The 24166-nt window shown below is 68.0% G+C and carries 31 protein-coding genes and 1 tRNA gene; 8 read left to right on the forward strand and 24 right to left on the reverse strand.

Translation table 11 applies throughout. The features are described from left to right. Positions 1-17: 17 nt before the first annotated feature. The 8 genes from fabG to apeE form a co-directional block, all read right to left on the reverse strand. Positions 18-755, reverse strand: a complete 738-nt coding sequence (fabG, locus tag VGU65_RS05000) for a 3-oxoacyl-ACP reductase FabG (RefSeq protein ID WP_327473446.1) — start codon at positions 753-755, stop codon at positions 18-20. Then, positions 752-1192 (reverse strand): hotdog family protein, encoded by a 441-nt coding sequence (locus tag VGU65_RS05005; RefSeq protein ID WP_327473448.1) that lies wholly within the window; start codon positions 1190-1192, stop codon positions 752-754. Before VGU65_RS05005 ends, fabG begins: the two co-directional genes overlap by 4 nt. After that, the gene (locus tag VGU65_RS05010; protein WP_414655797.1) at positions 1176-3536 is read right to left on the reverse strand and encodes an MMPL family transporter; all 2361 of its coding nucleotides are present in this window, start codon (positions 3534-3536) and stop codon (positions 1176-1178) included. Before VGU65_RS05010 ends, VGU65_RS05005 begins: the two co-directional genes overlap by 17 nt. Next, entirely contained in the window at positions 3533-4171 is a 639-nt protein-coding gene (locus VGU65_RS05015) for a LolA-related protein (RefSeq protein ID WP_327473450.1), read from the reverse strand. Before VGU65_RS05015 ends, VGU65_RS05010 begins: the two co-directional genes overlap by 4 nt. Then, a complete protein-coding gene (locus tag VGU65_RS05020; protein WP_327473452.1) occupies positions 4095-5048 on the reverse strand; it encodes a lysophospholipid acyltransferase family protein in 954 nt (317 codons plus the stop codon). The genes VGU65_RS05015 and VGU65_RS05020 overlap by 77 nt, the downstream gene beginning before the upstream one ends. Beyond that, a complete protein-coding gene (locus tag VGU65_RS05025) occupies positions 5045-5350 on the reverse strand; it encodes an ApeI family dehydratase (protein ID WP_327473454.1) in 306 nt (101 codons plus the stop codon). Before VGU65_RS05025 ends, VGU65_RS05020 begins: the two co-directional genes overlap by 4 nt. Further along, the gene (locus VGU65_RS05030) at positions 5347-6051 is read right to left on the reverse strand and encodes a xanthomonadin biosynthesis protein (protein ID WP_327473456.1); all 705 of its coding nucleotides are present in this window, start codon (positions 6049-6051) and stop codon (positions 5347-5349) included. Before VGU65_RS05030 ends, VGU65_RS05025 begins: the two co-directional genes overlap by 4 nt. A gap of 85 nt (positions 6052-6136) precedes the next feature. Continuing rightward, entirely contained in the window at positions 6137-6406 is a 270-nt protein-coding gene (gene apeE, locus VGU65_RS05035; protein ID WP_327473458.1) for an ApeE family acyl carrier protein, read from the reverse strand. 89 nt (positions 6407-6495) lie between these two features. On the opposite strand from apeE, the gene VGU65_RS05040 reads away from it, so the two are divergent. Continuing rightward, on the forward strand, positions 6496-7491 hold the full coding sequence (locus tag VGU65_RS05040; protein ID WP_327473461.1) for a chorismate transformation FkbO/Hyg5 family protein: 996 nt from the start codon (positions 6496-6498) through the stop codon (positions 7489-7491). Here VGU65_RS05040 and VGU65_RS05045 read toward each other — a convergent pair. The 16 genes from VGU65_RS05045 to VGU65_RS05120 all read right to left on the reverse strand — a co-directional run bounded on the left by VGU65_RS05045 (position 7482) and on the right by VGU65_RS05120 (position 19945). After that, positions 7482-8015: a P-loop nucleotide/nucleoside kinase family protein gene (locus VGU65_RS05045; RefSeq protein WP_327473463.1), complete on the reverse strand. Its 534-nt coding sequence runs from the start codon at positions 8013-8015 to the stop codon at positions 7482-7484. The two genes, VGU65_RS05040 and VGU65_RS05045, sit on opposite strands and share 10 nt — an antisense overlap. After that, complete coding sequence (glmU, locus tag VGU65_RS05050; RefSeq protein WP_327473465.1) at positions 8012-9382, reverse strand: bifunctional UDP-N-acetylglucosamine diphosphorylase/glucosamine-1-phosphate N-acetyltransferase GlmU; 1371 nt, start codon at positions 9380-9382, stop codon at positions 8012-8014. Before glmU ends, VGU65_RS05045 begins: the two co-directional genes overlap by 4 nt. Before the next feature lie 60 nt (positions 9383-9442). Then, positions 9443-10525 carry a DUF748 domain-containing protein gene (locus tag VGU65_RS05055; protein WP_327473467.1) on the reverse strand — a complete coding sequence of 361 codons (1083 nt, stop codon included), beginning with the start codon at positions 10523-10525 and terminating at the stop codon, positions 9443-9445. 71 nt (positions 10526-10596) lie between these two features. After that, positions 10597-11112: an energy transducer TonB gene (locus tag VGU65_RS05060; RefSeq protein ID WP_327473469.1), complete on the reverse strand. Its 516-nt coding sequence runs from the start codon at positions 11110-11112 to the stop codon at positions 10597-10599. 224 nt (positions 11113-11336) lie between these two features. Next, positions 11337-11765 (reverse strand): F0F1 ATP synthase subunit epsilon, encoded by a 429-nt coding sequence (locus VGU65_RS05065; protein WP_327473471.1) that lies wholly within the window; start codon positions 11763-11765, stop codon positions 11337-11339. A gap of 53 nt (positions 11766-11818) precedes the next feature. Further along, entirely contained in the window at positions 11819-13252 is a 1434-nt protein-coding gene (gene atpD, locus VGU65_RS05070; RefSeq protein ID WP_327473473.1) for a F0F1 ATP synthase subunit beta, read from the reverse strand. 124 nt (positions 13253-13376) lie between these two features. Then, a complete protein-coding gene (gene atpG, locus VGU65_RS05075; protein WP_327473475.1) occupies positions 13377-14294 on the reverse strand; it encodes a F0F1 ATP synthase subunit gamma in 918 nt (305 codons plus the stop codon). Between the two features lie 89 nt (positions 14295-14383). Beyond that, positions 14384-15934, reverse strand: coding sequence for a F0F1 ATP synthase subunit alpha (gene atpA, locus VGU65_RS05080; protein WP_327473477.1), 1551 nt, complete (start codon positions 15932-15934; stop codon positions 14384-14386). A 127-nt stretch (positions 15935-16061) separates the two neighbouring features. Then, positions 16062-16595 (reverse strand): F0F1 ATP synthase subunit delta, encoded by a 534-nt coding sequence (locus VGU65_RS05085; protein ID WP_327473479.1) that lies wholly within the window; start codon positions 16593-16595, stop codon positions 16062-16064. Positions 16596-16597: 2 nt separating this feature from the next. After that, positions 16598-17068 (reverse strand): F0F1 ATP synthase subunit B, encoded by a 471-nt coding sequence (locus tag VGU65_RS05090; RefSeq protein WP_291196643.1) that lies wholly within the window; start codon positions 17066-17068, stop codon positions 16598-16600. 91 nt (positions 17069-17159) lie between these two features. Next, positions 17160-17438, reverse strand: coding sequence for a F0F1 ATP synthase subunit C (gene atpE, locus VGU65_RS05095; RefSeq protein WP_291196641.1), 279 nt, complete (start codon positions 17436-17438; stop codon positions 17160-17162). Between the two features lie 53 nt (positions 17439-17491). Beyond that, positions 17492-18298: a F0F1 ATP synthase subunit A gene (gene atpB, locus VGU65_RS05100; RefSeq protein WP_327473484.1), complete on the reverse strand. Its 807-nt coding sequence runs from the start codon at positions 18296-18298 to the stop codon at positions 17492-17494. Positions 18299-18301: 3 nt separating this feature from the next. Next, positions 18302-18691 (reverse strand): hypothetical protein, encoded by a 390-nt coding sequence (locus VGU65_RS05105; RefSeq protein ID WP_327473486.1) that lies wholly within the window; start codon positions 18689-18691, stop codon positions 18302-18304. Positions 18692-18922: 231 nt separating this feature from the next. After that, the gene (locus VGU65_RS05110; RefSeq protein WP_327473488.1) at positions 18923-19309 is read right to left on the reverse strand and encodes a phasin family protein; all 387 of its coding nucleotides are present in this window, start codon (positions 19307-19309) and stop codon (positions 18923-18925) included. A 116-nt stretch (positions 19310-19425) separates the two neighbouring features. Continuing rightward, positions 19426-19788: a 6-carboxytetrahydropterin synthase QueD gene (gene queD / locus VGU65_RS05115; RefSeq protein ID WP_327473490.1), complete on the reverse strand. Its 363-nt coding sequence runs from the start codon at positions 19786-19788 to the stop codon at positions 19426-19428. An 80-nt stretch (positions 19789-19868) separates the two neighbouring features. Beyond that, positions 19869-19945 (reverse strand) — tRNA-Met (locus VGU65_RS05120). A gap of 154 nt (positions 19946-20099) precedes the next feature. Between VGU65_RS05120 and VGU65_RS05125 the strand changes: the two genes are divergently transcribed. From VGU65_RS05125 to nudC, 7 genes are all read left to right on the forward strand, one after another. Continuing rightward, a complete protein-coding gene (locus tag VGU65_RS05125) occupies positions 20100-20645 on the forward strand; it encodes an RNA pyrophosphohydrolase (protein ID WP_327473492.1) in 546 nt (181 codons plus the stop codon). Positions 20646-20682: 37 nt separating this feature from the next. Further along, positions 20683-20889: a (2Fe-2S)-binding protein gene (locus tag VGU65_RS05130; RefSeq protein ID WP_414655798.1), complete on the forward strand. Its 207-nt coding sequence runs from the start codon at positions 20683-20685 to the stop codon at positions 20887-20889. A gap of 99 nt (positions 20890-20988) precedes the next feature. After that, the gene (gene bfr, locus VGU65_RS05135; RefSeq protein ID WP_327473495.1) at positions 20989-21456 is read left to right on the forward strand and encodes a bacterioferritin; all 468 of its coding nucleotides are present in this window, start codon (positions 20989-20991) and stop codon (positions 21454-21456) included. Between the two features lie 122 nt (positions 21457-21578). Further along, entirely contained in the window at positions 21579-22319 is a 741-nt protein-coding gene (locus VGU65_RS05140) for a DUF6776 family protein (RefSeq protein ID WP_327473497.1), read from the forward strand. Position 22320: 1 nt separating this feature from the next. After that, entirely contained in the window at positions 22321-22758 is a 438-nt protein-coding gene (locus VGU65_RS05145) for a bactofilin family protein (protein WP_327473499.1), read from the forward strand. Between the two features lie 61 nt (positions 22759-22819). Next, on the forward strand, positions 22820-23188 hold the full coding sequence (erpA, locus tag VGU65_RS05150) for an iron-sulfur cluster insertion protein ErpA (protein ID WP_327473501.1): 369 nt from the start codon (positions 22820-22822) through the stop codon (positions 23186-23188). 9 nt (positions 23189-23197) lie between these two features. Further along, complete coding sequence (gene nudC / locus VGU65_RS05155; protein ID WP_327473502.1) at positions 23198-24142, forward strand: NAD(+) diphosphatase; 945 nt, start codon at positions 23198-23200, stop codon at positions 24140-24142. The last annotated feature ends 24 nt before the right edge of the window (positions 24143-24166 follow it).

Here is a 24166-nt window from a genome sequence, read left to right on the forward strand (position 1 = left end):
GCCGAGGTCGGGCGCGTTCAGGCCATGCCGCCGTTGACGCCGATGATCTGGCCGTTGACGTAGCCGGCTGCCTCCGAGCAAAGAAAGGCGACCAGCGCGGCCACCTCTTCCGGGCGGCCGGCCCGCTGCGCTGGCACCATTTCGCGGATGCGCTCCAGCGGGAAGCACTCGCCGGCCATGCGCCCCTCGATGATGCCCGGTGCCACCACGTTCGCAGTGATGCCGCGCGAGGCCATCTCGCGCGCCAGCGACTTCACCGCACCGTGCAGACCGGCCTTGGCCGCCGCGTAGTTGGCCTGGCCGCGGTTGCCGAGCTGGCCGGCCACTGAGCCGACCGCCACCACCCGTCCGAAGCGCGCCCGCGCCATCGGCAGCAGCAGCGGCTGGACCACATGGAAGAAGCCATGCAGCGAGACGTCGATGACCCCGTGCCATTGCTCCACGGCCATGCCCGCCATCGGCGCGTCGGCGTGCACGCCGGCGTTGCTGACCACCGCGTGGATCGGGCCGTCGAGCAGGAGCGTTTCCACGGCATGCCGCGTGGCCGATGCGTCGGCGACGTCGAACGCGATCGCCCTTGCCTCCCCGCCATGACCGCGGATGGCCGATACCACGGCCTCGGCGCGCGCCGGCTCACTGTATGCGTGAACGATCACCTGGTAGCCGGCCGCCGCCAGCGCGTGGCATATCGCGCTGCCCAGGTCGCCGCTGCCACCGGTGACCAGCGCGCGGCGGAGTGCGGGTTTCGTGCTCATGGAAGGGCCTCGTCAGGATGGATCACCGCCGCGCGGCCACTGGCAAGCACGCGGCCGGCCTGTTCCACGCGGAAGGCGTACTGGGCGCCGGCATCGTCGGCGTACATGCAATGCGAATGGACGTCCAGGCGTCCGCCCGGTGATACGTATTCGATCGCCAGGGCGACCTCGCGCAGGCTGACCAGCAGGCCCGGTCGCATCCTCTCGATGCCGCGCGCACGAGCCAGCAACGCGCCGTGCACGGCCATCGCCTGTGCGCCGAACTCGACCAGGTGCACCGCGTGCAGGCCGTGCGGCCCGCGCAGCGGATGGTCCGCGCGCGCATGTCCGTCGCTGCAGGCGTGGACGGTGTGTTCGTCCCAGGCCAGCACGGCATCGAGCAGGCACATGTCGCCGGCATGCGGGATCAGGTGCGCCCAGTCACTTTTCGGCAGCATCGTCGGCGGGCGCGTGCGGCGCCATCAGGATGGAAAGGCAGAAATGGAAGGCCACGCCCAGGCTGACCGTCAGCCCGATCGCGCGCAGCACAGGAATCGTCGCCCAGGCCAGCATGCCGAACACCAGCAGCGCCGAGAGCACGCAGACCAGCGTGGCATGCAGCGTGCGCCGCTGCTCGGCCGCATCGCCCGTGTCGCGCTCGAAGAACAGCGCATAGTGCAGGCCCAGTCCGGCGGCAAGGATCAGCGCGACCAGGTGGAACAGGGAAACCTCCACGCCGGCCACGCGCTCGACCGCCAGCACCAGGAAGGTCGCCAGCGTCATCGGCGCCAGCACGTGCCAGGCGCGGCGCAGGCTGCGCAAGGCCAGGCCGATGGTCAGCACCAGCAACGCCGCGGCGGCCAACAAGGCTTGCAGGATGCGGGTGCGGTAGGCGACCACCAACGATTCGGCGGCCTCCTTAAGGTCGAGCACGCTCACGGCGCCGCCGCTGCCCTGGGCAAGCGCTGCGAGTGCCGCCGCATCATGCACGCCGCTGACCGTGCCCAGGCCCAGCCAGCGGCCGTCGCGCTGGATTAACATCGCGGCCAGGCGCTGGCCGAGCGGACTGGCGGCGAACGCCTTGGGCGTGAGCGGCGGCAGCGTACGCGCGGTTTCCACGTCGGTCACGAAGGGCGCGAACAGCCCACTGCGGAACGGCAGGCCCTCGGTGGCCTGCGCGAGCGCATGCTCCAGCGTGGCGCGATCGGGCAACTTCTGCTGGCGTGCGCGCTGGGTCGCGACGCTGGGCAGGTAGCGCGAAGGCAGCTCGATCGCATCGACGGCGTGCTGCGCGATCAACCTGTCCGCCTTCGGCTGCAGCCGCTCGGACAGCGCTAGCACCGCGTCGGGCGTGGCCGCTTCCAGTGTCAGCAGGTAGCGCACGTCCGGCGCGCCCAGCGCCGCGCGCAGGCGGGCGTCGCGTTGCAGCAGGTCGGTCGGCAGCGGGGTCAGCGCGGCCAGGTCGTTCTGCCAGAACGGCCCGCGCGAGAGCCCCAGCATGCCCACGACGAGCGCGGCCACCAGCCAGGGTATCCAGCGCGGCCGCGGCAGCGCATCGACCGCCGTGCGCAGGCGCACGAGCCACGGCAGCGCGGCGACGTCGCGCACCCGCGCCGGCAGCAACTGGGGCAGCAGGTAGCGCGTGCTGAAGCCTGCCGCCAGCAGGCCGACGATCGTGAACACCGCCAGCTGCTTGAGGCCGTTGACGCCCGAGGCGTAGAAGGCCAGGTAGGCGATGCACGCCGAGGCGATCGCGGTGAGCAGCAGCGGCCACAGGTCGCGTACGCTCGCCACCGCATCCTCGCCGGCGCGACGGTGGCTCAACACGCGGATCGGGTATTCCTGCGCCACGCCGAGCAGGGTGAAGCCGAACGCCAGCGTGATGCCGTGGACTTGCGGGTACAGCAGCGTCAGTGCGGCGATGCCGGCCAGCGCGCCGCTGGCCACCGGCAGCGCGGCCAGCAGCAGCGAGCTCACGCTGCGGTAGGCCAGCAGCAGCAGCGCGATGAAGCCGATGGTGGAGATGCGGCCGATCCAGTCCGCCTGCTGGCGCGTCTGCGTGCTGGCGACGACGCTGAAGTAGCCAGGGCCCGATACGGTCAATCGGACCACCCTGCCGCCGGGCAGCGCGCGCAGTGCCGCTTCGATGCCGTCGATCGCCGCCCGCTGCGCGTCCGGGTCGAAGCCGACGGCCGCCGTCTGCACCAGCAACAGCGCCTCGCCTTGCGGCGAGAACCACACCCCCTCGCGCAGCTCCGGCGCGTTGGCCGGCGCCCAGCGCTGGGCGAGCTTGAGCACTTCAAGCGTCGGATCGCGCGGCAGCAGGTCCTTGAGCAGGCTCGCCGCCGGCGAGGACAGGTCATCCAGCCGCTGCTCCAGTTCCTCGCGCAGGAACGGCGCGTCCAGCGTGTGCGTATCGAGCGTGGGTGAGAGCAGGTAGCGGTAGGGCAGCAGCTTCGCGTCGAGCGCAGTGAGGTCGAAACTGCCGTTGAGCACCTGCGTATAGCGAGCGTCGGGCTTGAGCCTCGCGGCCAGGTCCTGACTGAGCCTGGCGAGGCTGGCCTCGTCCGCGCCGGCGATCGCCAGCAGCAGCAGGCGCGAACCGGGGCCCTCGCCCACCTGCTCCATCAGCAGGCGCTGGTCGGGCGTGGTCGGCGCCGGCATGAAGCTGCGCAGGTCGGTGCTGACGTGAAGCCGCTGCACCACCCACAGGCCGAGCAGGGCCAGCGCCAGCAGCCACGCGACGGCCAGCATGGCGACGCGTACGTGCCCCGGCGTGCCCGAGCTGCCGCGCATGCTCATCCGCCCTTGCAGAGCGCGGCGAGCGCCTCGCGGGTCGGCGCCGCCGGCATCTTCGCAGCCAGGCCGCCGAGCAGGTCGATGGCGACGTCGCCGTCGGCCTCCTGCATCCACATGCAGCGCGCTTGTCCGTTCTCGCCGTCGATGCGGATGCTGGCCACAGTACGCGCCACCGCGAGGTCGCGCGGCGTCAGGGTGAGCGACCAGGCGCCGTGCCCGTCGCCGCGGCGAGCGATCGCGAAGGCCCTGCGCAGACGGCTGGCGTCGCCACCGAGCAGGGCGACGAAGCTGTCGACCAGCACCTTAAGCTGCGGCGCTCGCTCCAGCGAGAAGCTGCGCTCGGCCTTGCCTTCGCGCTGCTGGTACACCTTGCCCCCGGTGATGCGCGCGGTTTCCGCGTGCGGCTTCTGCACGTGGCGTTCGAGGGTGTCCCCGCCCAGCCAGGCCAGCTCGCCGGAAACCACCAATGGGCGGTCGAGCACCTGCATGAAGCGCGCCTCGGCAAACGCGGTACGCGCCGGCGCGGGGCGGCCGAGCTGGCTGATCAGCGCATCGGTGGCGTCAGGTGCCGATGCGCTCGCCGAGCAAGCCAGGGCCAGGGCGCACAGCAGTGCGCTGATCTTGCTGCCAGAAATCATAGAAGTTGAACCAGTTGTAGGGAGCCACGTGGACGTAATGCTCCAGTCGCTGGGCATAACGGGCGATGAGCGCGTCCAGCTCCGGGCCGCGGTTGTGGCGCGGGATGTCCACCCGGTCGGCCAGCGGTTCGAACACCAGCCGATAGCGCCGGCCGCCCAGGTACAGGCCGAAGCACAACACCACCGGCACCTTCAGCGAGTGCGCCAGCAACCAGGGCCCCACCGGGAACGGCGCGCTCTGGCCGAGGAAGGGAACATGCCGCAAGGTCTCGTGGGCGCGCCCGCGGTCGGCCAGCAAGGCCACCAGCGCACCGTGCTGGCAGGCCTCGTTGATGGCCAGGGTGATCGAGGTGCCGTCCTGCGAGGCGTCGATCACGCAGGCGCCCACTTCCGGCGCCAGCGCTTCGAGCAGTTCGGTCATCGCCGGGGTCTTCTGCTTGTCCAGCAGCACGCGCAGCGGCATGTCCGGGCGGCGCGCGCCGATCGCACGCAGCGCCTCGAAGCTTCCTTGGTGCGAGCCGAAGAGAAGCACGCCGCGGCCTAGTGCCAGCCGTTCGTCCAGCATCTCCAGACCGACGGTCTCGATCTCGAAGTCCTTTTCGCCGTGGGCGAGCAGGAAGATGCGGTCCATGGTCGTGGCCGCGAAGCAATGGATGTGACGCATCACTTGCCAAGACGACGCGCGGCGGCCGAACACCCGGCTCAGGTACGCGCGCGAGGCCGCCCGCTCGGGTCCCCGCCGCAGGAAGAAATAAAGCGTTATCGGATAGAGTAACAGCCGCCCGAACCGCCGCCCGCCATGCAGCGCGATGCTGCGAATCAGCCACAGCGCGAAACGGCCGCCGCCCTCGGGCCGGCTTTGCCAATGATGATTCATGCGTCCGCCGCTCCCTCGACCAGGCCGCGCGCGATCAGCTGGCCGCCGCGGCGTACCTCGAAGCGTACCCGTGCTCCTGCCGGCGTCAACTGCAACTGGGCAGTCTCCGCAGGGTGGAGCGGGGCGACGAACTTGGCCTCCCACAAGCAAGCCAGCCGCTCGCCGCGCCAGGCGCGCAGCGCTTCGGCCACCTTTTCGAGCAGCAACACGCCGGCAACGAGCGGGCGCCCCGGGAAATGTCCGGGAAGGCTGGGATGATCCGGCGCGAAGCAAAACGTCGTCTGATAGGCACCGGGGGTCATGGCGCATGGTTCCTGCCGCGGATCAGCTGCGGCCAGCGTAGCGCCAGCCGGTGCAACAGCGCGGGCAGCCCCAGGTGCGGCAGATGGCGCAGGTGCCAGCGGCGGAACAGATACTCCAGCACGAAGATCGTGCCCAACAGCAGGTAGGCGCCGGCGTGCATGTAGCCCTGGACCCACGTCAGCGGCACCGGCCATGGCGAGGGCAGGCCCAGCCGCGCCAGCATGCCTCCGGGTACCTGGCAGAACAGCATCGCGCCCAGCACCAGCGCCTGCACACCCAGCAGCGCGGCCCAGAACGCGGTGAGTAGACGCGCATAGCGCGCGATGCCTGGCATCGCCAACCGCGGCGCGCCTTCGATGGCTTCGATGAACTGTGCGACCAGCGGCTGGCGCCCGGCCCGCAAGGTGCGACCGAACAGCCAGGCGAGCAACATGTTCAGCAGCAGCGGCACCGCGTCCAAGGCGAGCGCGGCGAGGCCGCGCGCAGCAAGCCAGGCCAGGCCGCCGAGCAAGCCCAGCCACGCCAGCCATGCGCCCGGCCGGCCGGCGCGCAGTGCCGGCCACAGCAGCAGGCTTGCCAGCAAGGCGGACGCGGCCAGCGTGAAGGCTTGCCAATGGGTGAGCGCGCCGGCGATGGCCAGCAGTGGGTAGGCGAGCAGCAGCGGCAGTGGGCGCGCTTGCGCGTGCCGGGCCTCGGACATGGCGTGCGCGTGCATCAGCAGAGGTGGACGGGATAATCCGCGCAGCAACCTGTCGAAGGCGTCATTGCCGCGCGTGCACGACCGCTCAGGCCGCGCGGCTCTGCTCGATGTGCGCCGCGAGCGTGGCCAGGCTGGTGAAGATGCGCCGGTTGTCGGGGTTGTCCGAGCGCAGCTGGAAACCGTAGTGTTTGGATACGGCGAGCGCGATCTCCAGCGCATCGATCGAGTCCAGCCCGAGGTCGCCGCCGAACAACGGTGCGTCCGGGTCGATCTGCTCTGCTGTCAGCGAATCGAGGTTCAGGCTCTGGACGATCAAGGTGGCCAGCTCGTGCTGCGCCGCGGTCTGTTCTGCCATGCGAAATTCCGTACCCCATGTGTGCCTCCCCCCGGCGGCAGCGGGCGCGGAGTGTAACATAGCGGCCCTTATTCCCGGTTCCGCGACGCATGGCTGAAGCTTGCGAAAACACCCTGGCCGAGGTCGTGCCGCCCCGCCGTGCGCCAAGGGTCACCTACCGCAGCGGCGAGGCGGCCCAGGCATTGGCCGAGGCCGGTACCCTGGCGGTGTTCGGCTTCGGTGCCGGCGCGCAGGCGATGGGTGATCCGCGCTACCTGAGGATCGGGCTGGAAAGCTTCGATGCGCCCGGACCGCTGGAGGTGTGGCAGGTCGGTGCGCCGGTCGAGCACGGCTGCGATGGCGCGGTGCGCTGGGCGCGCGGCGGTGGCTGGCTGTTTGCCGCCATCGAGGTGGACGAGCGCGACCACGGTGGCCCCCGCGACACGGCGCGGCACGCCTATGAAGAGCTTCGCCGAGTGGTCGACGCGCGCGCCGAACACCACGTGCTGCGCATCTGGAACTACCTGGCTGCGATCAACCAGGGCGAGGACGACGCCGAGCGCTACAAGCTGTTCTGCGACGGCCGCGCCGCCGGCATGGGCGACTTTTTCGCCGACGGTTTCCCCGCCGCCACGGCGATCGGCCACCACGGAGCGCGACCGGTATTGCAGGTCTACCTGCTGGCCTGCGACCAGCCCGGTGAGCGGGTGGAAAACCCGCGCCAGGTCAGTGCCTGGCGCTATCCCAGGCAGTACGGCCGCACCCCGCCCAGCTTCGCCCGTGCGATGGCCTTGCCGGCGTCTGACGTGCTGGCGATCTCCGGCACCGCCGCGGTCGTCGGGCATGCTTCGGCCCATGCCGACGACCTGCATGCACAGCTGGCGGAAACCTTCACCAACCTCGACACGCTGCTGGCCACCGCAGGCATGGCCGAAGGCTTCGACACCCATTCGCCATTGAAGGCGTACGTGCGCCATCCGGCCGATGCCGCGCAGGTGCGCGAGTTTATCGTCCGCCGCCTGCCCGGCGTGCCGGTACTGCTGCTGCACGGCGACATCTGCCGGCGCGAGCTGTTGGTGGAGATCGACGGCTGGCGCTACGCCTGATCGCGCGCCAGCGCGGCACCCAGCGTCCGCGGCAGCTGCAGTAGCAACTCGGCCACGCAGTCGTCGGCCGAGCGATCGGCGGTGTCGATGCGCAGCGGCGGGAGGTCCCAGGGCGCGTAGTCGCGTGCCGACACCCGTTCCCAGTCCGGCAACTCGAGGCCGGCGATATCGGCGCGCCGGGTTTCCACCCGGTGCCGATGCTCGATGAGGTCGGAGCAGCAGACCTCGATCTCGACCAGCCGTGCCTGGGCGCCGGTGGCCGTCGCCCGCCATCCGCGACGTGCCTGCGCGGTCGCGTTGACCACATCGGCGATCACGACGTGGCCGAGCACGAGCTGGTCTCCGGCCAGGGCCATGGCGACGGCATAACCTTCCTCCTCGGGTGCGATGCCGGCGTGGCGCAGGCTCTGCTCGATCGTGTCGATGCGCAGGTACACCGCGCCGGTGCGCGCCGCCAGCGCCCGCGCCAGGGTCGTCTTGCCACTGCCGGGCAGGCCGGCCAGCACGATCAGCAGGCCATTCACTTGGGCTTCTTTTGCGGCCGCTGCCAGCCTTCCAGGCTGGTCTGGCGGCCGCGTGCGACGGTCAGTGCATCGGCCGGTGCGTCACGGGTGATTACCGAACCGGCGCCGATGGTGGCGCGGGCGCCGATCGTCAGCGGCGCCACCAGCGCGGCGTTCGAGCCGATGAAGGCGCCGTCACCGATCGTGGTGACGTGCTTGTTGACGCCGTCGTAGTTGCAGGTGATGGTGCCCGCGCCCACGTTGACGCCGGCACCGATCCGCGCGTCGCCAAGGTAGGTGAGGTGATTGGCCTTGCTGCCCTCGCCCAGGCTGGCCTGCTTGGTCTCGACAAAGTTGCCGACGTGCACGCCTGCGGCCAGTTCGGTCCCCGGGCGCAGGCGCGCGAACGGGCCGATGGTGCAGGCGCCGTGGGTGACGACGCCTTCGAGGTCGCAATGGGCGAGCACCACGGTGCCGGCCGCCAGTTCGACGTCCTTGAGGCGCACGAACGGGCCGATGCGCACGTCGTCGCCGAGCACGATGTGTCCTTCGAGTATCACTTCGATGTCCAGCTCCACGTCCATGCCGGCATCGACCGTGCCTCGCATTTCCAGTCGGCGCGGGTCGGCGATGCGCACACCGGCGTGCATCAGCTCGCGCGTTGCGCGGCGACGGTGGTGATCCTCCAGCTCGGCCAGCTGCAACGGGTTGTTGGCGCCAGCCGCTTCGACCGGATCGGCGCATTCCACGCAGGCGGCCGGGCGGCCCTCGGCGGCGGCCATCGCGAACACGTCGGTGAGGTAGTACTCGCCCTGCGCGTTGTTGCGGTCCAGCCGGGCGATCCACTGGGCGAGCGCTTCCGCATCGCCGGCCAGGATGCCGGTATTTACCAGGCGGATCGAGCGTTGGGCGGCATCGGCGTCCTTCTCCTCGACTACGCCGGCGACACGGCCAGATGGGTCGCGCAACACGCGGCCGTAGCCGTGCGGGTCCTCCAGCGCGGTGGCGAGCAGGGCCAGGCCCGGGGTCTGTGCGAGGGGGGCGAGCGTGGCGGCGCGCAGCAGCGGCACGTCGCCATAGAGCACCAGTACGCGCGCCGCACCCGGAATGCCCGCAAGCGCCTGCGCGAGTGCGTGGCCGGTACCGAGGCGCTCGGCCTGTTCGACCCAACGCAGGTCCATGTCGTGCGCGAAGGCAGCCCGCAACTGATCGCCGGCGTGCCCGTAGACCACGTGGATCGCCGCCGGTGAAAGCGCGCGCGCCGTATCCAGCACGTGGGCCAGCAGGGGCCGGCCCGCCAGCGGCATGAGTACCTTGGGCTTGCGCGATTTCATCCGCTTGCCCTCGCCGGCGGCGAGGATTACGACGTGCAGGGGCGTGGCTGACATCTTCGACCCATGGGTGGTGGCAGGCCGGCGAGGATAGCAGCGCTCGCCTGAGCGGACGGATCAGTCCTTCTTCGCGGGCGCCGGCTTGAGGTCCTCGAGCTTGGGCGAGTAGGCCTGGACGAAGGCGTTGTGCAGCACGCCGACGATCGCGCCCCAGGTGCTGACGTCCTTGTTGTCGATGCGGCCGCTGATCGGCACTCGAGTGGCGAACTGGTCCTGCTTATGGTTCTTGAACAGCGAGGTGATGCCCTGCGCAATGGCCTCCCAGGCGATACGCAGGGGGTTCTTGTGTTCTTCCTCCACATCCTGCTTCCAGCTGAAGATCTGCACGTCGTGCAGCAACGGCTTGGCATAACCGTCGAGCGCGCCGTTCTTGGCCTCCAGCTGCATCACGAAGGTGCCGTGGCCGCCAGCGAAGTCGAGCTTGGCGTAGGCGCGAGCCAGGTCGTTGAGGCGCGTCAGCTCGATGTCGGTCACGCTCAGGGCGAAGGTGAAATCCAATAGCCGCGGGGCGAGCGGGTCGAAACTCGCCTTGGCCGTCAACGGGGCATTGCCGAGCACCTTGGCGCTGGCATCGAGGTCGGCTACGCGCCGGCCCTGGCTGCGGTCGGCGTTGGTCAGGTTGATCACGGTGGCGTCGACGTCGGTCATCTTCAAGTCGACCTTCGGCCTCGATACGAAATTGTGGAAGGTGACCTCGCCGCGGTGAACGCGCACTTCGTCGAGCCGGATCGGCAGCAGCATCTCCAGTTTCTGCCGCCAGTCCACGCCCTTGCCCGACTGGCCGGCGGCCTTGCCTTCGCCATCGACGAAGTTGAGGCTGGCCTGGTCGAACTCGACGCGTCCGCGCACGGTGCCGTGGGTCAACGCGCGCCAGCTCAAGGCGATGTCGGTGGTGGCGGCGGCGAAGAATGGCACCGGCACCTTGCCGGTGACCTTGTCGATGCGCAGGGCGTCGATGCTGTAGGCGCCGCGCCAGAGATGGATGTCGATGTCGGCGATGTGGCCGTGGTAATCGCCCATCCGGTCCATCTTGCGGTTGAGGTAGTCCTTGACCACGTAGGGCAGGGCCACTCGCGCCGTCACCAGCAGGACGACGATGACCAGTGCTACGACAAGCGAGCGGCGAAAGACAGGTTTCATGAGCGTTCCCGCGGTCCAGCCCGCCTAGAGTCTAGGCGCGGGAGTGTGCGCGGGACGTCCAGGGGGCGTGCTCAGCGGCTTCCTTGTCCGGGTCCGGACGAAACCGATGTGTGGCCGTGCTCGCAGCGAAAGATGAAGACGTAGTCGAGGCTGAAGGGCTTGGTCTCGCTGTCCACCGGATGGCTGTTGCCGTCCGCGTCGGAGGACCAACGGCTGATCGTGAGCGGGGCATAGCGCCAGTCCCGCACGGCGCGACGCACGGCATCGGCGAAAGGCTGTTGCGCGGGCGGCGGGTCCATCCGTACATCGCCGACCACGCCTCGAGCATCCACGATCACCCGCGCCGCCAGTTCGACCAGCGGCGGGCAGGCGGCGAGCATCGAGGCCGGGTACGCGGGCGGCTCATGTGCCTGCAGCGCCGCGCCGGTCGCCACCTGGCCTAGCGCGAGCTGGTAGTGGGCCAGGCCGGTGCCGGCGGCGGTGCGGTAGCTGGCCGAGCCGACGCCGGGTCCGGCGGGCGTTGTCGGGGCGAGATGGGCGCAGCCGGCCAGCAGGATGGCCCAGAACAGGGTGATCGCATGGGCCATGTTCGGTCCTTCCTGGATACCGTGGGAGAGCCGAGCCTACGGAAACGCTCGCGCCCAATCCCCCGCGCTGTCCTCTCACGATGGAGGAGCCGGGGCGGGGGGCTTGGGAGGTTCATCGTAAGAGCGACCCTCGTTCAGGCCCCTCCCGCGAGGGATAGGGAACCGCGCTTCGCAAACGAAAACGCCGGCGCAAGGCCGGCGTCTTCGTCAGGCCAGAAAGCCCGTCAGTGCTTGAGGTTCCTGCGCAGGCGCTCCAGCGCCTGCAGCTGGGTCAGGGCGGCGACCAGCTTTGCCTGCGCCTCGGCCACGTCGATGGCGTCGGAGCGGTTGGCCAGGGCTTCCTCCGCTTCTTTCTTGGCGGCCAGCGCGGCGGCTTCGTCGATGTCCTCCGAACGCAGCGCGGTATCGGCCAGCACGGTTACCGCGTGCGGCTGCACCTCCAGGATGCCGCCGCCGGTGATCGAGATGTCGACCTTCTCGCCGCCGGCCTCGGTCACGACGACCTTGCCGGGCTTTAGGCGGGTGATAAGCGGGGCGTGGCGGGGCGTGATGCCCAGCTCGCCCTGGTCGCCGGTAGCGACGACCATCGTGGCCTCGCCCGAGTAGATCGCGGCTTCGGCGCTGACGACTTCGACGCGGATGGTGGTTGCCATGGGGATGTCTCGTTCTGCTCAGGGGAAGGCGGGCCGCACGGCCCGCCGTCGGATCAGGCCGCCTTCTTGGCGGACATCTCCTCGCCCTTCTTGATCGCCTCGTCGATGCCGCCGACCATGTAGAACGCCTGCTCCGGCAGGTGGTCGACGTCGCCGTCCACGATCATCTTGAAGCCGCGGATGGTCTCGGCCAGCGACACGTACTTGCCCGGCGCGCCGGTGAACACTTCGGCCACGTGGAAGGGCTGGCTGAAGAAGCGCTCGCACTTGCGCGCGCGCGACACCACCTGCTTGTCTTCCTCGGACAGCTCGTCCATGCCCAGGATCGCGATGATGTCCTTGAGCTCCTTGTAGCGCTGCAGCGTGCCCTGCACGCGGCGGGCGACGTCGTAGTGCTCGGCGCCGATCACGTTCGGATCGAGCTGGCGGCTGGTCGAATCCAGCGGGTCCACCGCCGGGTAGATGCCCAGCGCGGCGATGTTGCGCGACAACACGACAGTGGCGTCGAGATGGGCAAACGTAGTCGCCGGCGACGGGTCGGTCAGGTCGTCCGCGGGCACGTACACGGCCTGGATCGAGGTGATCGAACCGGTCTTGGTGGAGGTGATGCGCTCCTGCAGCACGCCCATTTCCTCGGCCAGGGTCGGCTGGTAGCCCACCGCCGACGGCATGCGGCCGAGCAGCGCGGACACCTCGGTGCCGGCCAGGGTGTAGCGGTAGATGTTGTCGACGAACAGCAGCACGTCCTTGCCCTTGCCGGACGCGTCCTTCTGGTCGCGGAAGTACTCGGCCATGGTCAGGCCCGTCAGCGCCACGCGCAGGCGGTTGCCCGGCGGCTCGTTCATCTGGCCGTAGACCATCGCCACCTTCGACTCGGGCAGATTGTCGAGCTTGACCACGCCCGCGTCCTGCATCTCGTGGTAGAAGTCGTTGCCCTCGCGGGTACGCTCGCCCACGCCGGCGAACACCGACAGGCCCGAGTGCTGGGTCGCGATGTTGTTGATCAGCTCGAGCATGTTCACGGTCTTGCCCACGCCGGCGCCGCCGAACAGGCCAACCTTGCCGCCCTTGGCGAACGGGCAGACCAGGTCAATCACCTTGATGCCGGTTTCCAGGAGTTCGTTGGCCGCGGCCTGCTCGTCGTAGGTCGGCGCTTCGCGGTGGATGACCCAGTGGTCTTCCGCGTTGATCGGGCCGACTTCGTCGATCGGGTTGCCCAGCACGTCCATGATGCGGCCGAGCGTGGCGCTGCCGACCGGCACCTTGATGCCCTCGCCGGTGTTGCGCGCGACCAGGCCGCGGCGCAGGCCTTCGGTGGAGCCCAGCGCGATGGTGCGCACGACGCCGTCGCCCAGCACCTGCTGGACCTCCAGCGTGATGTCCATGCCGTCGATCTTCAGTGCGTCGTACACCTGCGGCACCTGATCGCGCGCGAACTCGACGTCGATGACCGCGCCGATGATCTGAACAACTTTGCCCTGGCTCATGGATGTGCTCCGGATGGATTCTTTCAAGTTTTCGTCACAGCGCCGCCGAAGCGTCGCTCTTATTCAGAGTGCGGCCACGGATGGCCGCTTTTTGATCTTGCTCTGCGGTCATGGATGACCGCACTTATACAGCCGCGGCGCCGCCGACGATTTCGGAAATTTCCTGGGTGATCGCAGCCTGGCGCGCCTTGTTGTAGCTGAGCGTCAGCTCGGCGATGACCTTGTTGGCGTTGTCCGAGGCGCTCTTCATGGCGACCATGCGCGCCGCATGCTCGCTGGCGAGGTTCTCCAGCACGCCTTGGTACACCACCGACTCGATGTAGCGGCCGAGCACGTGCTCGAGTACCGCGGCGGCATCGGGCTCGTAGATGTAGTCCCAGTCGTGGGTCTGCTCTAGCGTAATGCCGGCGTAGGCCGAATCACCCGAGGACTGCTGCGCGGCAAGCTCTGCGGCCACCAGCGGCAGCGGCAGCAGCGCATCGACCATCGGCTTCTGCGTCATGGTGTTGACGAAGTCGTTGTACGCCAGGAACACGCGGTCCAGGCCGTTGGCCGCATAGGCGTCCAGCACGACCTTGATCACGCCGACCAGCTGCTCGAGCTTGGGTCGCTCGCCCAGGTGGCTGACGCTGCCGACCAGGTTGACGCCCTTGATGCGGCGGAAGAACTGGATCGCCTTCTGGCCGATGGCGACCACGTCGACCTGCGCGCCCTTGTCCTGCCACTCGCGCACGGCCGGGAGGACGCGGCGGAACAGGTTGGAGTTCAGACCGCCGCACAGGCCGCGGTCGGTGGAGATCACGATGAACGCCACGCGCGAGGCGTTCTCGCGCTCGATGAGGAACGGATGCTTGAAGTCCGTGTTGGCCTGGGCCACGTGGGCGATCACCCGGCGCATCATCCTCGCGTACGGACGCGAGGCCTTCATCAGGTCCTGCGCCTTGCGGATCTTCGAGGCCGAGACCATCTCGAGCGCACGCGTCACCTTGCGCATGTTCTGCGTGCTCTTGATCTTGGTTTTGATTTCGCGTCCGCTTGCCATCTGTCTGCTCTTGGGTTCGACCTGCGTGGGGCGGGCTTACGGCCCGCCGTCAACGTGCGCGGCGGGCCTTGAGGGCCCACCGGCGGGGTTCACCAGGAACCGGTCTTCTTGTACTCGTCCAGGCCGCTCTTGAAGACGCCCTCGATCTCGCCGTTCCAGTCGCCGGTGGCGACGATCTTCTTCATCAGTTCCTCGTGGTTCTGATGGAAGAACGCGTGCAGGCCACGCTCGAAGTCGAGCACCTTGGCTACGGCCAAGTCGTCCAGGTAGCCCTTCTCGGCGGCGTATACAGACAGCGCGAGCTCGGCGATCGACAGCGGCGCGTACTGCTTCTGCTTCATCAGTTCGGTCACGCGCTGGCCGCGGTCGAGCTGGGCGCGGGTGGCCGGGTCCAGGTCCGAGGCGAACTGCGCGAATGCGGCCAGTTCGCGGAACTGGGCCAGCGACAGCTTCACGCCGCCGGAGAGCTTCTTGACGATCTTGGTCTGCGCCGCACCACCCACGCGCGACACCGAAATACCGGCGTTCACGGCCGGACGAATGCCGGCGTTGAACAGATCGGTCTCGAGGAAGATCTGGCCGTCGGTGATCGAGATCACGTTGGTCGGCACGAACGCGGACACGTCGCCCGCCTGGGTCTCGATGATCGGCAGCGCGGTGAGCGAGCCGGTCTTGCCCTTGACCTCACCGTTGGTCTCCTTCTCGACGTAGGCCTCGTTGACGCGCGCGGCGCGCTCGAGCAGGCGCGAGTGGAGATAGAACACGTCGCCCGGATAGGCTTCGCGACCCGGCGGGCGCTTGAGCAGCAGCGAGATCTGACGGTAGGCCACGGCCTGCTTGGACAGGTCGTCGTACACGATCAGCGCGTCTTCGCCGCGGTCGCGGAAGTACTCGCCCATGGCGCAGCCCGAATACGGCGCGATGTACTGCAGCGCAGCCGACTCCGAAGCCGAGGCGACGACCACGATGGTGTTGGCCAGCGCGCCGTTCTCCTCGAGCTTGCGCACCACGTTGGCGATCGACGAGCGCTTCTGCCCGATCGCAACGTAGATGCTGTAGATGCCCGAATTTTTCTGATTGATGATCGCGTCGATCGCCACGGCGGTCTTGCCGGTCTGGCGGTCGCCGATGATCAGCTCGCGCTGGCCGCGGCCGATCGGGATCATCGAGTCGATCGCCTTGTAGCCGGTCTGCACCGGCTGGTCGACCGACTTGCGCCACACCACACCCGGCGCGACCTTCTCGATCGGCGAGGTCTTCTTGGCGGCGATCGGGCCCTTGCCGTCGATCGGGTTGCCCAGCGCATCGACGACGCGGCCGAGCAGCTCCGGACCGACCGGCACTTCGAGAATGCGGCCGGTGGTCTTGGCGGTATCGCCTTCTTTCAGGTGCTGGAACTCGCCCAGCACCACGGCGCCGACCGAGTCGCGCTCGAGGTTCAGCGCGAGCGCGAAGGCATTGCCCGGCAGCTCGATCATTTCGCCCTGCATCACGTCGGCCAGACCGTGGATGCGCACGATGCCGTCGGACACGCTGATGATCGTGCCTTCGTTGCGGGCCTCAGCGCCGAGCTTGAACTGCTCGATGCGGCTCTTGATCAGTTCGCTGATCTCGGACGGGTTCAGAGTGGTGCTGGACATGGTCGCTTTCCTGAATTTGGGAATGCTTTTTCAAGAGTCCGACCACATGGCCGGCTTTGCTCTAGGTTTTTTCAGAGTCGGCCACGGATGGCCGGTTCTGCTTTCGCGGCACGGATGCCGCGTTTAATCAACTGATCAGGGCGCTGGCGAGGCGTTGCAGGCGACCGCGCGCGGAGCCGTCGATCACTTCGCTGCCGGTGTCGATCACCACGCCGCCGAGCAGCGCCGGATCGACCTTGGCCTCCAGTTCGATCTCGCGCTTGAAGCGACGCTTGAGCGACGCCTTCAGCTGCTCGGCCTGGGCGCCATCCAGCGCCATCGCGCTGGTCACCTTGACCCTCAGCTGCGAACCCGCTTCACGCTTGTGTTCCTCGTACAGCTCGGCCACTTCCGGCAGCAGCGCCAGGCGGCGCTGTTCGGCCAGCGTCTGAAGGAACTGTGCGAACGGGGTGTCCACACCCATGCCCTGCGGCAGGTGCAAGGCCACCAGCTGCGCCGGCTGCACGCGCGGGTCGCCGACCAGGGCTGCCACACGCGGGTCCTTCGCCACCGAAGCGGCGAAGGCGAACGCCTGTGACCATTCGCCGAGCGTGCCGGCCTCGTGCGCCAGCTCGAAAGCGGCGCGCGCGTACGGACGGGCGAGGGTGATTGCCTGGGCCATGGTCAGATTTCCGTGGCGAGCTGATCGAGCAACGCCTTGTGCGCGGCCGGATCGATCTCGCGCTGCACGATCTTGGCGGCGCCCTGCACGGCGAGCGCGCCGACCTTCTCGCGCAGCTCCTCGCGGGCACGCTGGGCCATCGAGGCGATGTCGTCCTGCGCGCTGGCCTTCAGGCGGTTGATCTCGCCGATGGCGTCGGCGCGGGCCTTGTCCAGGATCTGGTTGGCCTGCTGCTGCGCGCGATCGATGATCTCGGCCGCCTGCTGGCGCGCCACCTTGATCTCGGCGGCCACCTTGCTGTCGGCATCGCGCAGCTCGGCGCGGGCGCGCTCGGCGGCGTCGAGGCCTTCGGCGATCTTGAGCTGACGCTCTTCGATGGCCTTGTTGATGTGCGGCCAGATGAACTGGACGGTGAACCAGATCAGGATCGCGAAGGCGATCATTTCGCCGATCAAGGTCGCGTTGAAATCCATCGCTGCGTTACCTGTAAATGCGGGGTGGTACGGATACGGGCGCCCTGGCGCGGGCGCCCGTAGGGGAGCGGCGCCAGGCGCCGCCTCGTGCTTACTTAGCCGTCAGGGCCGACAGCAGCGGGTTGGCCACCGCGAAGTACATCGCCAGCGCCACGCCGATCAGGAACGCCGCGTCGATCAGGCCGGCCAGCAGGAACATGCGGCCCTGCAGCAGCGGCACCAGCTCCGGCTGGCGGGCGGCGGCTTCGAGGAACTTCGAACCCATGACGCCGATGCCGATACAGGCGCCCAGAGCGCCCAGGCCGATGATCAGGCCCAGCGCGATGGCGGTGAAACCCTGGATTTGCGCGATTTGAACGATAGCTTCCACGACGATCTCCTCAGAAAGAAAAGCTTAGTTGTTCGATGAAAAAGAACTGCAGGTCAGTGGTGGTCGTGAGCCATCGAGATGTACACGACGGTCAGCACCATGAAGATGAAGGCCTGGATCGAAATGATCAGGATGTGGAAGATGCCCCACACGGTGTAGCCGATGATGCCCATGCCATAAAGCGCCCAGCTGCCGGCGGTGAACAGCCCGGCAATCAGCATGAACACGAGCTCGCCGGCGTACATGTTGCCGAACAGTCGCATCGCCAGGCTCACCGGCTTGGAGAGCAGCTCGACCAGGTTCAGCGCGAAGTTGGGGATCCACAGCAGCGGATGCTTGCCGAACGGCGCAGTGAACATCTCGTGCATGTAGCCGCTGAAGCCCTTGGCCTTGAAGCTGTAGAAGATGATCAGCAGCAGGACCGTGAGCGACATCGCGAAGGTCATGTTGATGTCGGCCGTGGGCACGGCGCGGAAGTGGCCGAGGCCGAACTTCGCGGTGATCCAGGGCAGCAGATCGACCGGCAGCAAGTCCATCGCGTTCATCAGGAACACCCAGACGAAAACGGTCAGCGCCAGCGGACCGAGCACGCGACGGTCGCCATGAAAGACGTCCTTGACCTGGCCGTCAACGAATTCCAGCACGATCTCGACGAACGCCTGGCCCTTGCCCGGCACGCCGGCGGTGGCCTTGCGCGCCTTGGCCCAGAACCACAGGCAGAACAGCACGCCGAGCACCAGCGAGACGGTGACCGAATCGATGTGCACCGCCCAGAAGCCTTCCGGACTCGTATGCGGAGTCAGGTGCTTGAGGTGGTGGGAGATGTATTCGGTAAGACCGCCCTGCGGCTCGCTTGCCATGTGTCAGCCCTTGAATCGAAACGCCAGCAGATGAACCGCGTAAGCAGCCGCCAGCCCCGTGATGGCGGCCAGCGGCGGCAACTTCAGTTTGATCAGGATCACGCCCATCCCTCCGATGACCGCGATCCACTTGAGGACCATGCCCACCAGCAGCCGGCCCAGCGCCATGCCCGCTCCATGCATCCCGGCGAAGGCCCGCGCGCCAAGCAGCGCGTTGCCCAGCGCCATGACGAGGGCGCCTGCGGCAGCCGCCAAGGCTTCACGGCGTCCCTGCACCAGGAAGATGAGGCCGACCAGTGCCGCCGCGGCGACCTGCCACATCACGATGCGCAGGGCCAGGCGACGACCGGAGGCAAGACTGTTGAGCACGTGTGTTCCCGCGCGGCTTCGCACCAGGCGTCACCCTTGCAGCTACGGGCCACGATCCAATCCGCAAAAGTATATCAGCCGGGCTTTTGGACCGACAAGCCGCGCAGCCGCGACATCTTGTCATGTGGGCGCCGGCGTTCACTTTTCCGGTGCGCAAATTCCTGCTGACGGACACAAAAAAAAGGCCGGACTTGCGAAGTCCGGCCCAGGGAGCGCGTCCCGGCGGGGAGGGATGCTGGGGACGCGGGCAGAACCCTACTTGGCGGCTGCCGCACGGGTGGCTGCAGCCGTGGCCGCAACCGCGTCATTGGCGGCTTGCAGCGGCTGCACCAGCGCACCGAGCGATTCGGCGGTCTGCCGGCCGACGGCGGCCAGGCCTTGGGTCAGGGCCACGGCCTGTTCGGTCTGTGCGCGGTTGAGCGCAACGCCCTTGTCCCACAGGCCTCGCAGGCCGTCGGCGTCGCGCAGTTCGCCCGCGGCGAGCAGAAATTCGGCGGCCGAGCGGGACTGTTGCTCCAGCGTGCCCAGCTGCAGGCCGGCGGCCTGCTCCAGGCCCTTGAGCACGAGCGCCTGCGCCTTGAAGGCGTTGTCGGCGAACTGCCTGGCATAAGCAAAAACTTGGGTGTCGATCTGCTGTGTCATGGCTTGTCCCTCACGGGAGTTGGGAGTGGAGCAAGCCTAGCAGGGTATTTGTTGCAATGCAACAAATGACGGTTTCGAGCGATACGAAGGCTGACTCCGAATCATCTTGCACTGCGTCAGAAGCTGGCTCGGCTGCAACTCGCGCCGGAAGTGCAGGTCTCGTGCACCACCACTTTGTCCAGCCCGGTCAGGCGAGGCTCCAGACGACGGAAGATCCAGCGCGCCAACGCCTCGCTGGTGGGGTTTTCCAATCCCTCGATCTCGTTGAGATAGTGGTGGTCCAGTTGCTCGAACAACGGCGCGAAGGCCGTTTTGACATCGGCAAAGTCCATCACCCAACCCAGCGACGGATCGGGCTCCCCTTCGACGTGGATCTCGATGCGGAACGAGTGCCCATGCAGCCGGGCGCACTTGTGACCGGGCGGCACGTTGGGCAACCGATGCGCCGCCTCGATCTGGAACACCTTATGGATATGCATGGCGAGCGATTGTAGGTTCGGCCCACGACAAGGAGGGAGCGCGAGAATCGAGAGCGGGAAAGGCGCCGCGTCGCAGGCGGTGGTGGCTATGGGTGGACTCGAACCACCGACCCCAGCATTATGAGTGCTGTGCTCTAACCGGCTGAGCTACATAGCCAAGGGCATCGCTGGCCAGGTGCGCCAACGGAGCCCGGCAGTGTAATTGGCGGGTCGGGCCGGTTCAAGTCTCTTCGCTTTCCCGCGTCGCGCGCGTTATGGTTGAATCCCCGCCGGAGCCGCTGCATTCGCGGCATGCCGGCCCAGGAGGCGACATGATCGATGCGGATGGCTATCGCCCCAACGTAGGCATCGTGCTGCTCAATGGCGATGGCCGGCTGTTCTGGGCGCGGCGGGTCAATCACGACGGCTGGCAGTTTCCGCAGGGCGGCATGCGCAGCGACGAGACGCCGCTGGAGGCGATGTACCGCGAACTGGCAGAGGAAACCGGGCTGGCGCCCGAGCACGTCGAGGTGGTTGCCAGCACCCGCGGCTGGCTGCGCTATCGCCTGCCCCATCGTTACGTGCGCCACCACCAGCACCCGACCTGCATCGGCCAGAAGCAGGTGTGGTTCCTGCTGCGCCTGGTCGGCGGCGAGGATGCTTTCAGGCTGGATGCCTGCGACAAACCGGAATTCGACATCTGGCGTTGGGTCGATTTCTGGTACCCGGCCGAGCACGTGGTCAACTTCAAGCGCCAGGTCTACGAGCGCGCGCTGCGCCATTTCGCTCCGCTGGTTGAAGAAATGCTCAGCGTCCAGCTGGGCGTCCAGCCGCGCACCGCGGGCGGTGACGGGACGGGCGGGCGCGCCGTGGCCTGACCCGGCCTAGTTGACAATCATTCGCATTTACGCTGGAATGCGCGGCATGTACATCTGCCTGTGCAATGCCGTCACCGACGGCGACATCCGCCGCGCGGTCGCCGACGGCGTGCGCACCTTCGCCGAGCTGCAGGCGCGCACCGGTTGCTCGGACTGCTGTGGCTGCTGCGAGCCCGAAGCGCGCGCGACGCTGGATGCGGCGCTGGTCCAGGTGGTCTTCCCGCTTCCGCTGCTCACCGCCTGAGCGCATCTTGCGGGCGTCGAACCGCAAGTCAATTCGCGTTACCTCCAGTCCGTGGCCAAGCCCGTATAGTCACCGGTCGAATGGAACCGGAGACCTCCGATGAAAGGCGACGCCAAGGTCATCGAGTACCTCAACAAGGTGCTCTACAACGAACTGACCGCGATCAACCAGTACTTCCTGCATTACCGCATGTTCAAGGACTGGGGCTACGGCGATCTGGCCGGGCACGAGTACAAGGAATCGATCGAGGAGATGAAGCACGCCGATCGGCTGATCGAGCGCATCCTGTTCCTCGACGGCCTGCCCAACCTGCAGCACCTGGGCAAGCTGCGCATCGGCGAGAACGCGCTCGAATGCATCCAGGGCGACCTCGACCTGGAGTTGGCCGCCGCGGTCGACTTGCGGGCCGCCATCGCGCACAGTGAGGGCATTGCCGACTACATCAGCCGCGACCTGTTCAAGACCATCCTGCACGACGAGGAAGAACACATCGACTGGCTCGAGACCCAGCTGAACCTGGTCAAGGACATCGGCGCCGAACGTTACCTGCAGAACAAGGTGGGCTGAGCCCGCCTGCCGGCCGGCCCGGGAAGGCCTGGCGCAGGTTCCCTGCAAAGCGTGCAGCGGTTCCTTGACGCTCTCGTCACGCTGAAGCTATACCGAATCTCCGTGCCGCTCCGGATATCCCCATGGCTTCACGCCCGCCACCACGCTTCGTCGTGCGCCCGCATGACGAAGCCAGCCAACGCCGCCGCCGGCTATGGCTGGGCGCGGCCTGGCTGGCCAGCCTGCTGCTGACGGCGCTGGTCGTCGGCACGCTGGCCTGGCGCACCACGCCCGCGGCGGTCGACGGGCGCGAAGCAAGGCAGCTGGCAGCGCAGAACGACGCACTCAGGCAACAGGTCGCCAACCTCAGGCGAGCCCAGCAGGTTACGGGGATCGCTACCAAGTCGCTGCGCGGCACGCTTGCCGAGCGCGAAGAGGAGATCAGCGGACTGCGCGCAGACCTCGGCTTCTATTCGCGACTGGTCGGCGGCAACGCCCAGCGCGAGGGGTTGAAGGTGCAGGAGGTGCAGCTGCGGCCGGTGCCCGGCGCACATGCCTGGAACCTCGCGCTCAGCCTCACCCAGAACGCCAAGCGCGGCAGCGACGTCAGCGGCACGGTAACGCTCGGCGTGGAAGGCGTGCGCGGCGACAAGGTGGTGGCGCTGGACTGGCCACAGCTCGGCGACGCGGCGCAGAAGGATGGCCTGCCCTTCCGCTTCCGCTACTTCCAGCAGCTGCACGCCACTTTCATGCTGCCGGCCGATTTCAAGCCGACCCGGCTGCGCATCCACGTCCGAGCCGAAGGCGAGGACGGCGTCGACCGCACGGTCGCGTGGAGCGATGCGCTCTCGGGCAACCTCACGACCATCGAAGGGGGAAACTGACATGCTCAATCGTCGACGCGGCGACCGCGACGCCAGCACCAGCAGCGACACCAGCCTGATCGCCCGCGGCACGGTCATCCGCGGCGATCTGCGCTTCAGCGGCGCGCTGCATCTGGATGGACGCATCGAAGGTACGGTGCTGGCCGAAGGCGAGGATGCCGTGTTCACGCTCAGCGAGCAGGGCCAGGTGCAGGGCGAGATTCGCGTGCCGCACGCGATCATCAACGGTCAGGTGCATGGCGACATCCATGCCACCGAGCGGCTGGAGCTCGCCCCGCAGGCGCGCATCGCCGGTGATGTGCACTACCGCACGCTGGAGATGGCCGCCGGCGCACAGGTCAATGGCCGCATGAGCCACCGCGTCGACGGCAGCGCGCCGCGCGAGCTGCCCGCGCCAGGTGCGCACGACGCAGGGCTGGACGAAGCGGTACCTGCCTGAGCGGCCGCCGAAGCCAAGCGCTATCCTTGAGATCGCACCCAGGCAACCGCACATCCGCCGCATGGAAACCCTCGTCTCGATTCCCGATTACCGTCAGGCCGGCGCCCCGCTGGTCTTCACCGAAGCGGCCGCGCGCAAGGTGCATGAGCTGATCCTCGAGGAGGGCAACCCGGCGCTGAAGCTGCGCGTCTACATCAGCGGGGGCGGCTGCTCGGGTTTCCAGTACGGTTTCACCTTCGACGAGGCGCAGGCGGAGGACGACTTCGCGCTGGACCGCGAGGGCGTCACGCTGCTGGTCGATCCGCTGTCGTTGCAATACCTCACGGGCGCTGAAATCGACTATGCGGAGAGCCTCTCCGGCGCGCAGTTCGTGATCCGCAACCCCAACGCCAAGACCACCTGCGGCTGCGGTTCCTCGTTCTCCACCTGAGTCGCGCCGATGGCTTGCACCAATATCTTCGCCGGCCTGAGCCTGGTGCTGGATCGCATGTCCGAGCGCCGCGACCAGGACGCCTGGGTCGCCGAACAGGGCGACCATGCGGGCGCGCGCTACCTGCTGCTCGACCCTTCCGGCGAGAGCTATCTGCTGCGTGAGGCGGAAGGCCTGCGCTGGCTGAGCGCCGCCGAACGGCGTGAGCTGTTCGCCGATGCCGAGGTGAGCCTGCTGGGCATCGCGGACGAACGGCCGCACTTCCTGCTCGCACTCGGCGAGGGCGAGCCGCTGGACACCCTGGAAGACCGCCTGCATGCGCGACGCATCGGGCTGCGCGAAGCGGGCATGCGTCTGGCCGCGGATGAGGCGGGGCTGTTCGCCTATGCCAAGGGCCTGGCGCACTGGCAGCGCGAGACGCGGTACTGCAGTGGATGCGGCGCGCCACTGCGGCGCGTTTCCGCAGGCCACCGCATGCAATGCACCAACGGCGCCTGCGGGCGCCTGCATTTTCCGCGCACCGACGCGGCAGTCATCGCGATCATCGAACACGAAGGCGCCTGCCTGCTCGGTCGCCAGGCCAGTTGGCCGCAGGGCCGCTGGTCGACGCTGGCGGGCTTCGTCGAGCCGGGCGAATCGCTGGAAGACGCCGTGCGGCGCGAAGTAGCAGAGGAGGCCGGCGTGCGCGTAGGCGACGTGCACTATCACTCGTCGCAACCCTGGCCGCTGCCTGCGTCGTTGATGGTCGGCTTCACCGGCACAGCGCTGGGGCGCGCGATCGACCTGCGCGACGGCGAGCTGGCCGATGCGCGCTGGTTCACGCCGGAGCAGATCGTCGCTGGCCTGGCCGACGGCAGCTTCGCCACGCCGACCCGATTGTCGGTGTCCTACCAGTTGCTCGCGCACTGGCTGCGCGAGCGCGCAGGCATCGAGTTGGACGCCCTCGCCGGCTGATCAACCGGCGTCTTGCTCCGCGCC

It is taken from the genome of Frateuria sp., assembly GCF_035943815.1.
Taxonomy (GTDB): domain Bacteria; phylum Pseudomonadota; class Gammaproteobacteria; order Xanthomonadales; family Rhodanobacteraceae; genus Frateuria_A.

Excerpts from the sequence above, each read along its gene's own strand:
- fabG (WP_327473446.1), bottom strand. The coding sequence starts at position 755 with ATGAGCACGAAACCCGCACTCCGCCGCGCGCTGGTCACCGGTGGCAGC.
- VGU65_RS05005 (WP_327473448.1), bottom strand. The coding sequence starts at position 1,192 with ATGCTGCCGAAAAGTGACTGGGCGCACCTGATCCCGCATGCCGGCGAC.
- VGU65_RS05010 (WP_414655797.1), bottom strand. The coding sequence starts at position 3,536 with ATGAGCATGCGCGGCAGCTCGGGCACGCCGGGGCACGTACGCGTCGCC.
- VGU65_RS05015 (WP_327473450.1), bottom strand. The coding sequence starts at position 4,171 with ATGATTTCTGGCAGCAAGATCAGCGCACTGCTGTGCGCCCTGGCCCTG.
- VGU65_RS05020 (WP_327473452.1), bottom strand. The coding sequence starts at position 5,048 with ATGAATCATCATTGGCAAAGCCGGCCCGAGGGCGGCGGCCGTTTCGCG.
- VGU65_RS05025 (WP_327473454.1), bottom strand. The coding sequence starts at position 5,350 with ATGACCCCCGGTGCCTATCAGACGACGTTTTGCTTCGCGCCGGATCAT.
- VGU65_RS05030 (WP_327473456.1), bottom strand. The coding sequence starts at position 6,051 with ATGTCCGAGGCCCGGCACGCGCAAGCGCGCCCACTGCCGCTGCTGCTC.
- apeE (WP_327473458.1), bottom strand. The coding sequence starts at position 6,406 with ATGGCAGAACAGACCGCGGCGCAGCACGAGCTGGCCACCTTGATCGTC.
- VGU65_RS05040 (WP_327473461.1), top strand. The coding sequence starts at position 6,496 with ATGGCTGAAGCTTGCGAAAACACCCTGGCCGAGGTCGTGCCGCCCCGC.
- glmU (WP_327473465.1), bottom strand. The coding sequence starts at position 9,382 with ATGTCAGCCACGCCCCTGCACGTCGTAATCCTCGCCGCCGGCGAGGGC.
- VGU65_RS05055 (WP_327473467.1), bottom strand. The coding sequence starts at position 10,525 with ATGAAACCTGTCTTTCGCCGCTCGCTTGTCGTAGCACTGGTCATCGTC.
- VGU65_RS05060 (WP_327473469.1), bottom strand. The coding sequence starts at position 11,112 with ATGGCCCATGCGATCACCCTGTTCTGGGCCATCCTGCTGGCCGGCTGC.
- VGU65_RS05065 (WP_327473471.1), bottom strand. The coding sequence starts at position 11,765 with ATGGCAACCACCATCCGCGTCGAAGTCGTCAGCGCCGAAGCCGCGATC.
- atpD (WP_327473473.1), bottom strand. The coding sequence starts at position 13,252 with ATGAGCCAGGGCAAAGTTGTTCAGATCATCGGCGCGGTCATCGACGTC.
- atpG (WP_327473475.1), bottom strand. The coding sequence starts at position 14,294 with ATGGCAAGCGGACGCGAAATCAAAACCAAGATCAAGAGCACGCAGAAC.
- atpA (WP_327473477.1), bottom strand. The coding sequence starts at position 15,934 with ATGTCCAGCACCACTCTGAACCCGTCCGAGATCAGCGAACTGATCAAG.
- VGU65_RS05085 (WP_327473479.1), bottom strand. The coding sequence starts at position 16,595 with ATGGCCCAGGCAATCACCCTCGCCCGTCCGTACGCGCGCGCCGCTTTC.
- VGU65_RS05090 (WP_291196643.1), bottom strand. The coding sequence starts at position 17,068 with ATGGATTTCAACGCGACCTTGATCGGCGAAATGATCGCCTTCGCGATC.
- atpB (WP_327473484.1), bottom strand. The coding sequence starts at position 18,298 with ATGGCAAGCGAGCCGCAGGGCGGTCTTACCGAATACATCTCCCACCAC.
- VGU65_RS05110 (WP_327473488.1), bottom strand. The coding sequence starts at position 19,309 with ATGACACAGCAGATCGACACCCAAGTTTTTGCTTATGCCAGGCAGTTC.
- queD (WP_327473490.1), bottom strand. The coding sequence starts at position 19,788 with ATGCATATCCATAAGGTGTTCCAGATCGAGGCGGCGCATCGGTTGCCC.
- VGU65_RS05125 (WP_327473492.1), top strand. The coding sequence starts at position 20,100 with ATGATCGATGCGGATGGCTATCGCCCCAACGTAGGCATCGTGCTGCTC.
- VGU65_RS05130 (WP_414655798.1), top strand. The coding sequence starts at position 20,683 with ATGCGCGGCATGTACATCTGCCTGTGCAATGCCGTCACCGACGGCGAC.
- bfr (WP_327473495.1), top strand. The coding sequence starts at position 20,989 with ATGAAAGGCGACGCCAAGGTCATCGAGTACCTCAACAAGGTGCTCTAC.
- VGU65_RS05140 (WP_327473497.1), top strand. The coding sequence starts at position 21,579 with ATGGCTTCACGCCCGCCACCACGCTTCGTCGTGCGCCCGCATGACGAA.
- VGU65_RS05145 (WP_327473499.1), top strand. The coding sequence starts at position 22,321 with ATGCTCAATCGTCGACGCGGCGACCGCGACGCCAGCACCAGCAGCGAC.
- erpA (WP_327473501.1), top strand. The coding sequence starts at position 22,820 with ATGGAAACCCTCGTCTCGATTCCCGATTACCGTCAGGCCGGCGCCCCG.
- nudC (WP_327473502.1), top strand. The coding sequence starts at position 23,198 with ATGGCTTGCACCAATATCTTCGCCGGCCTGAGCCTGGTGCTGGATCGC.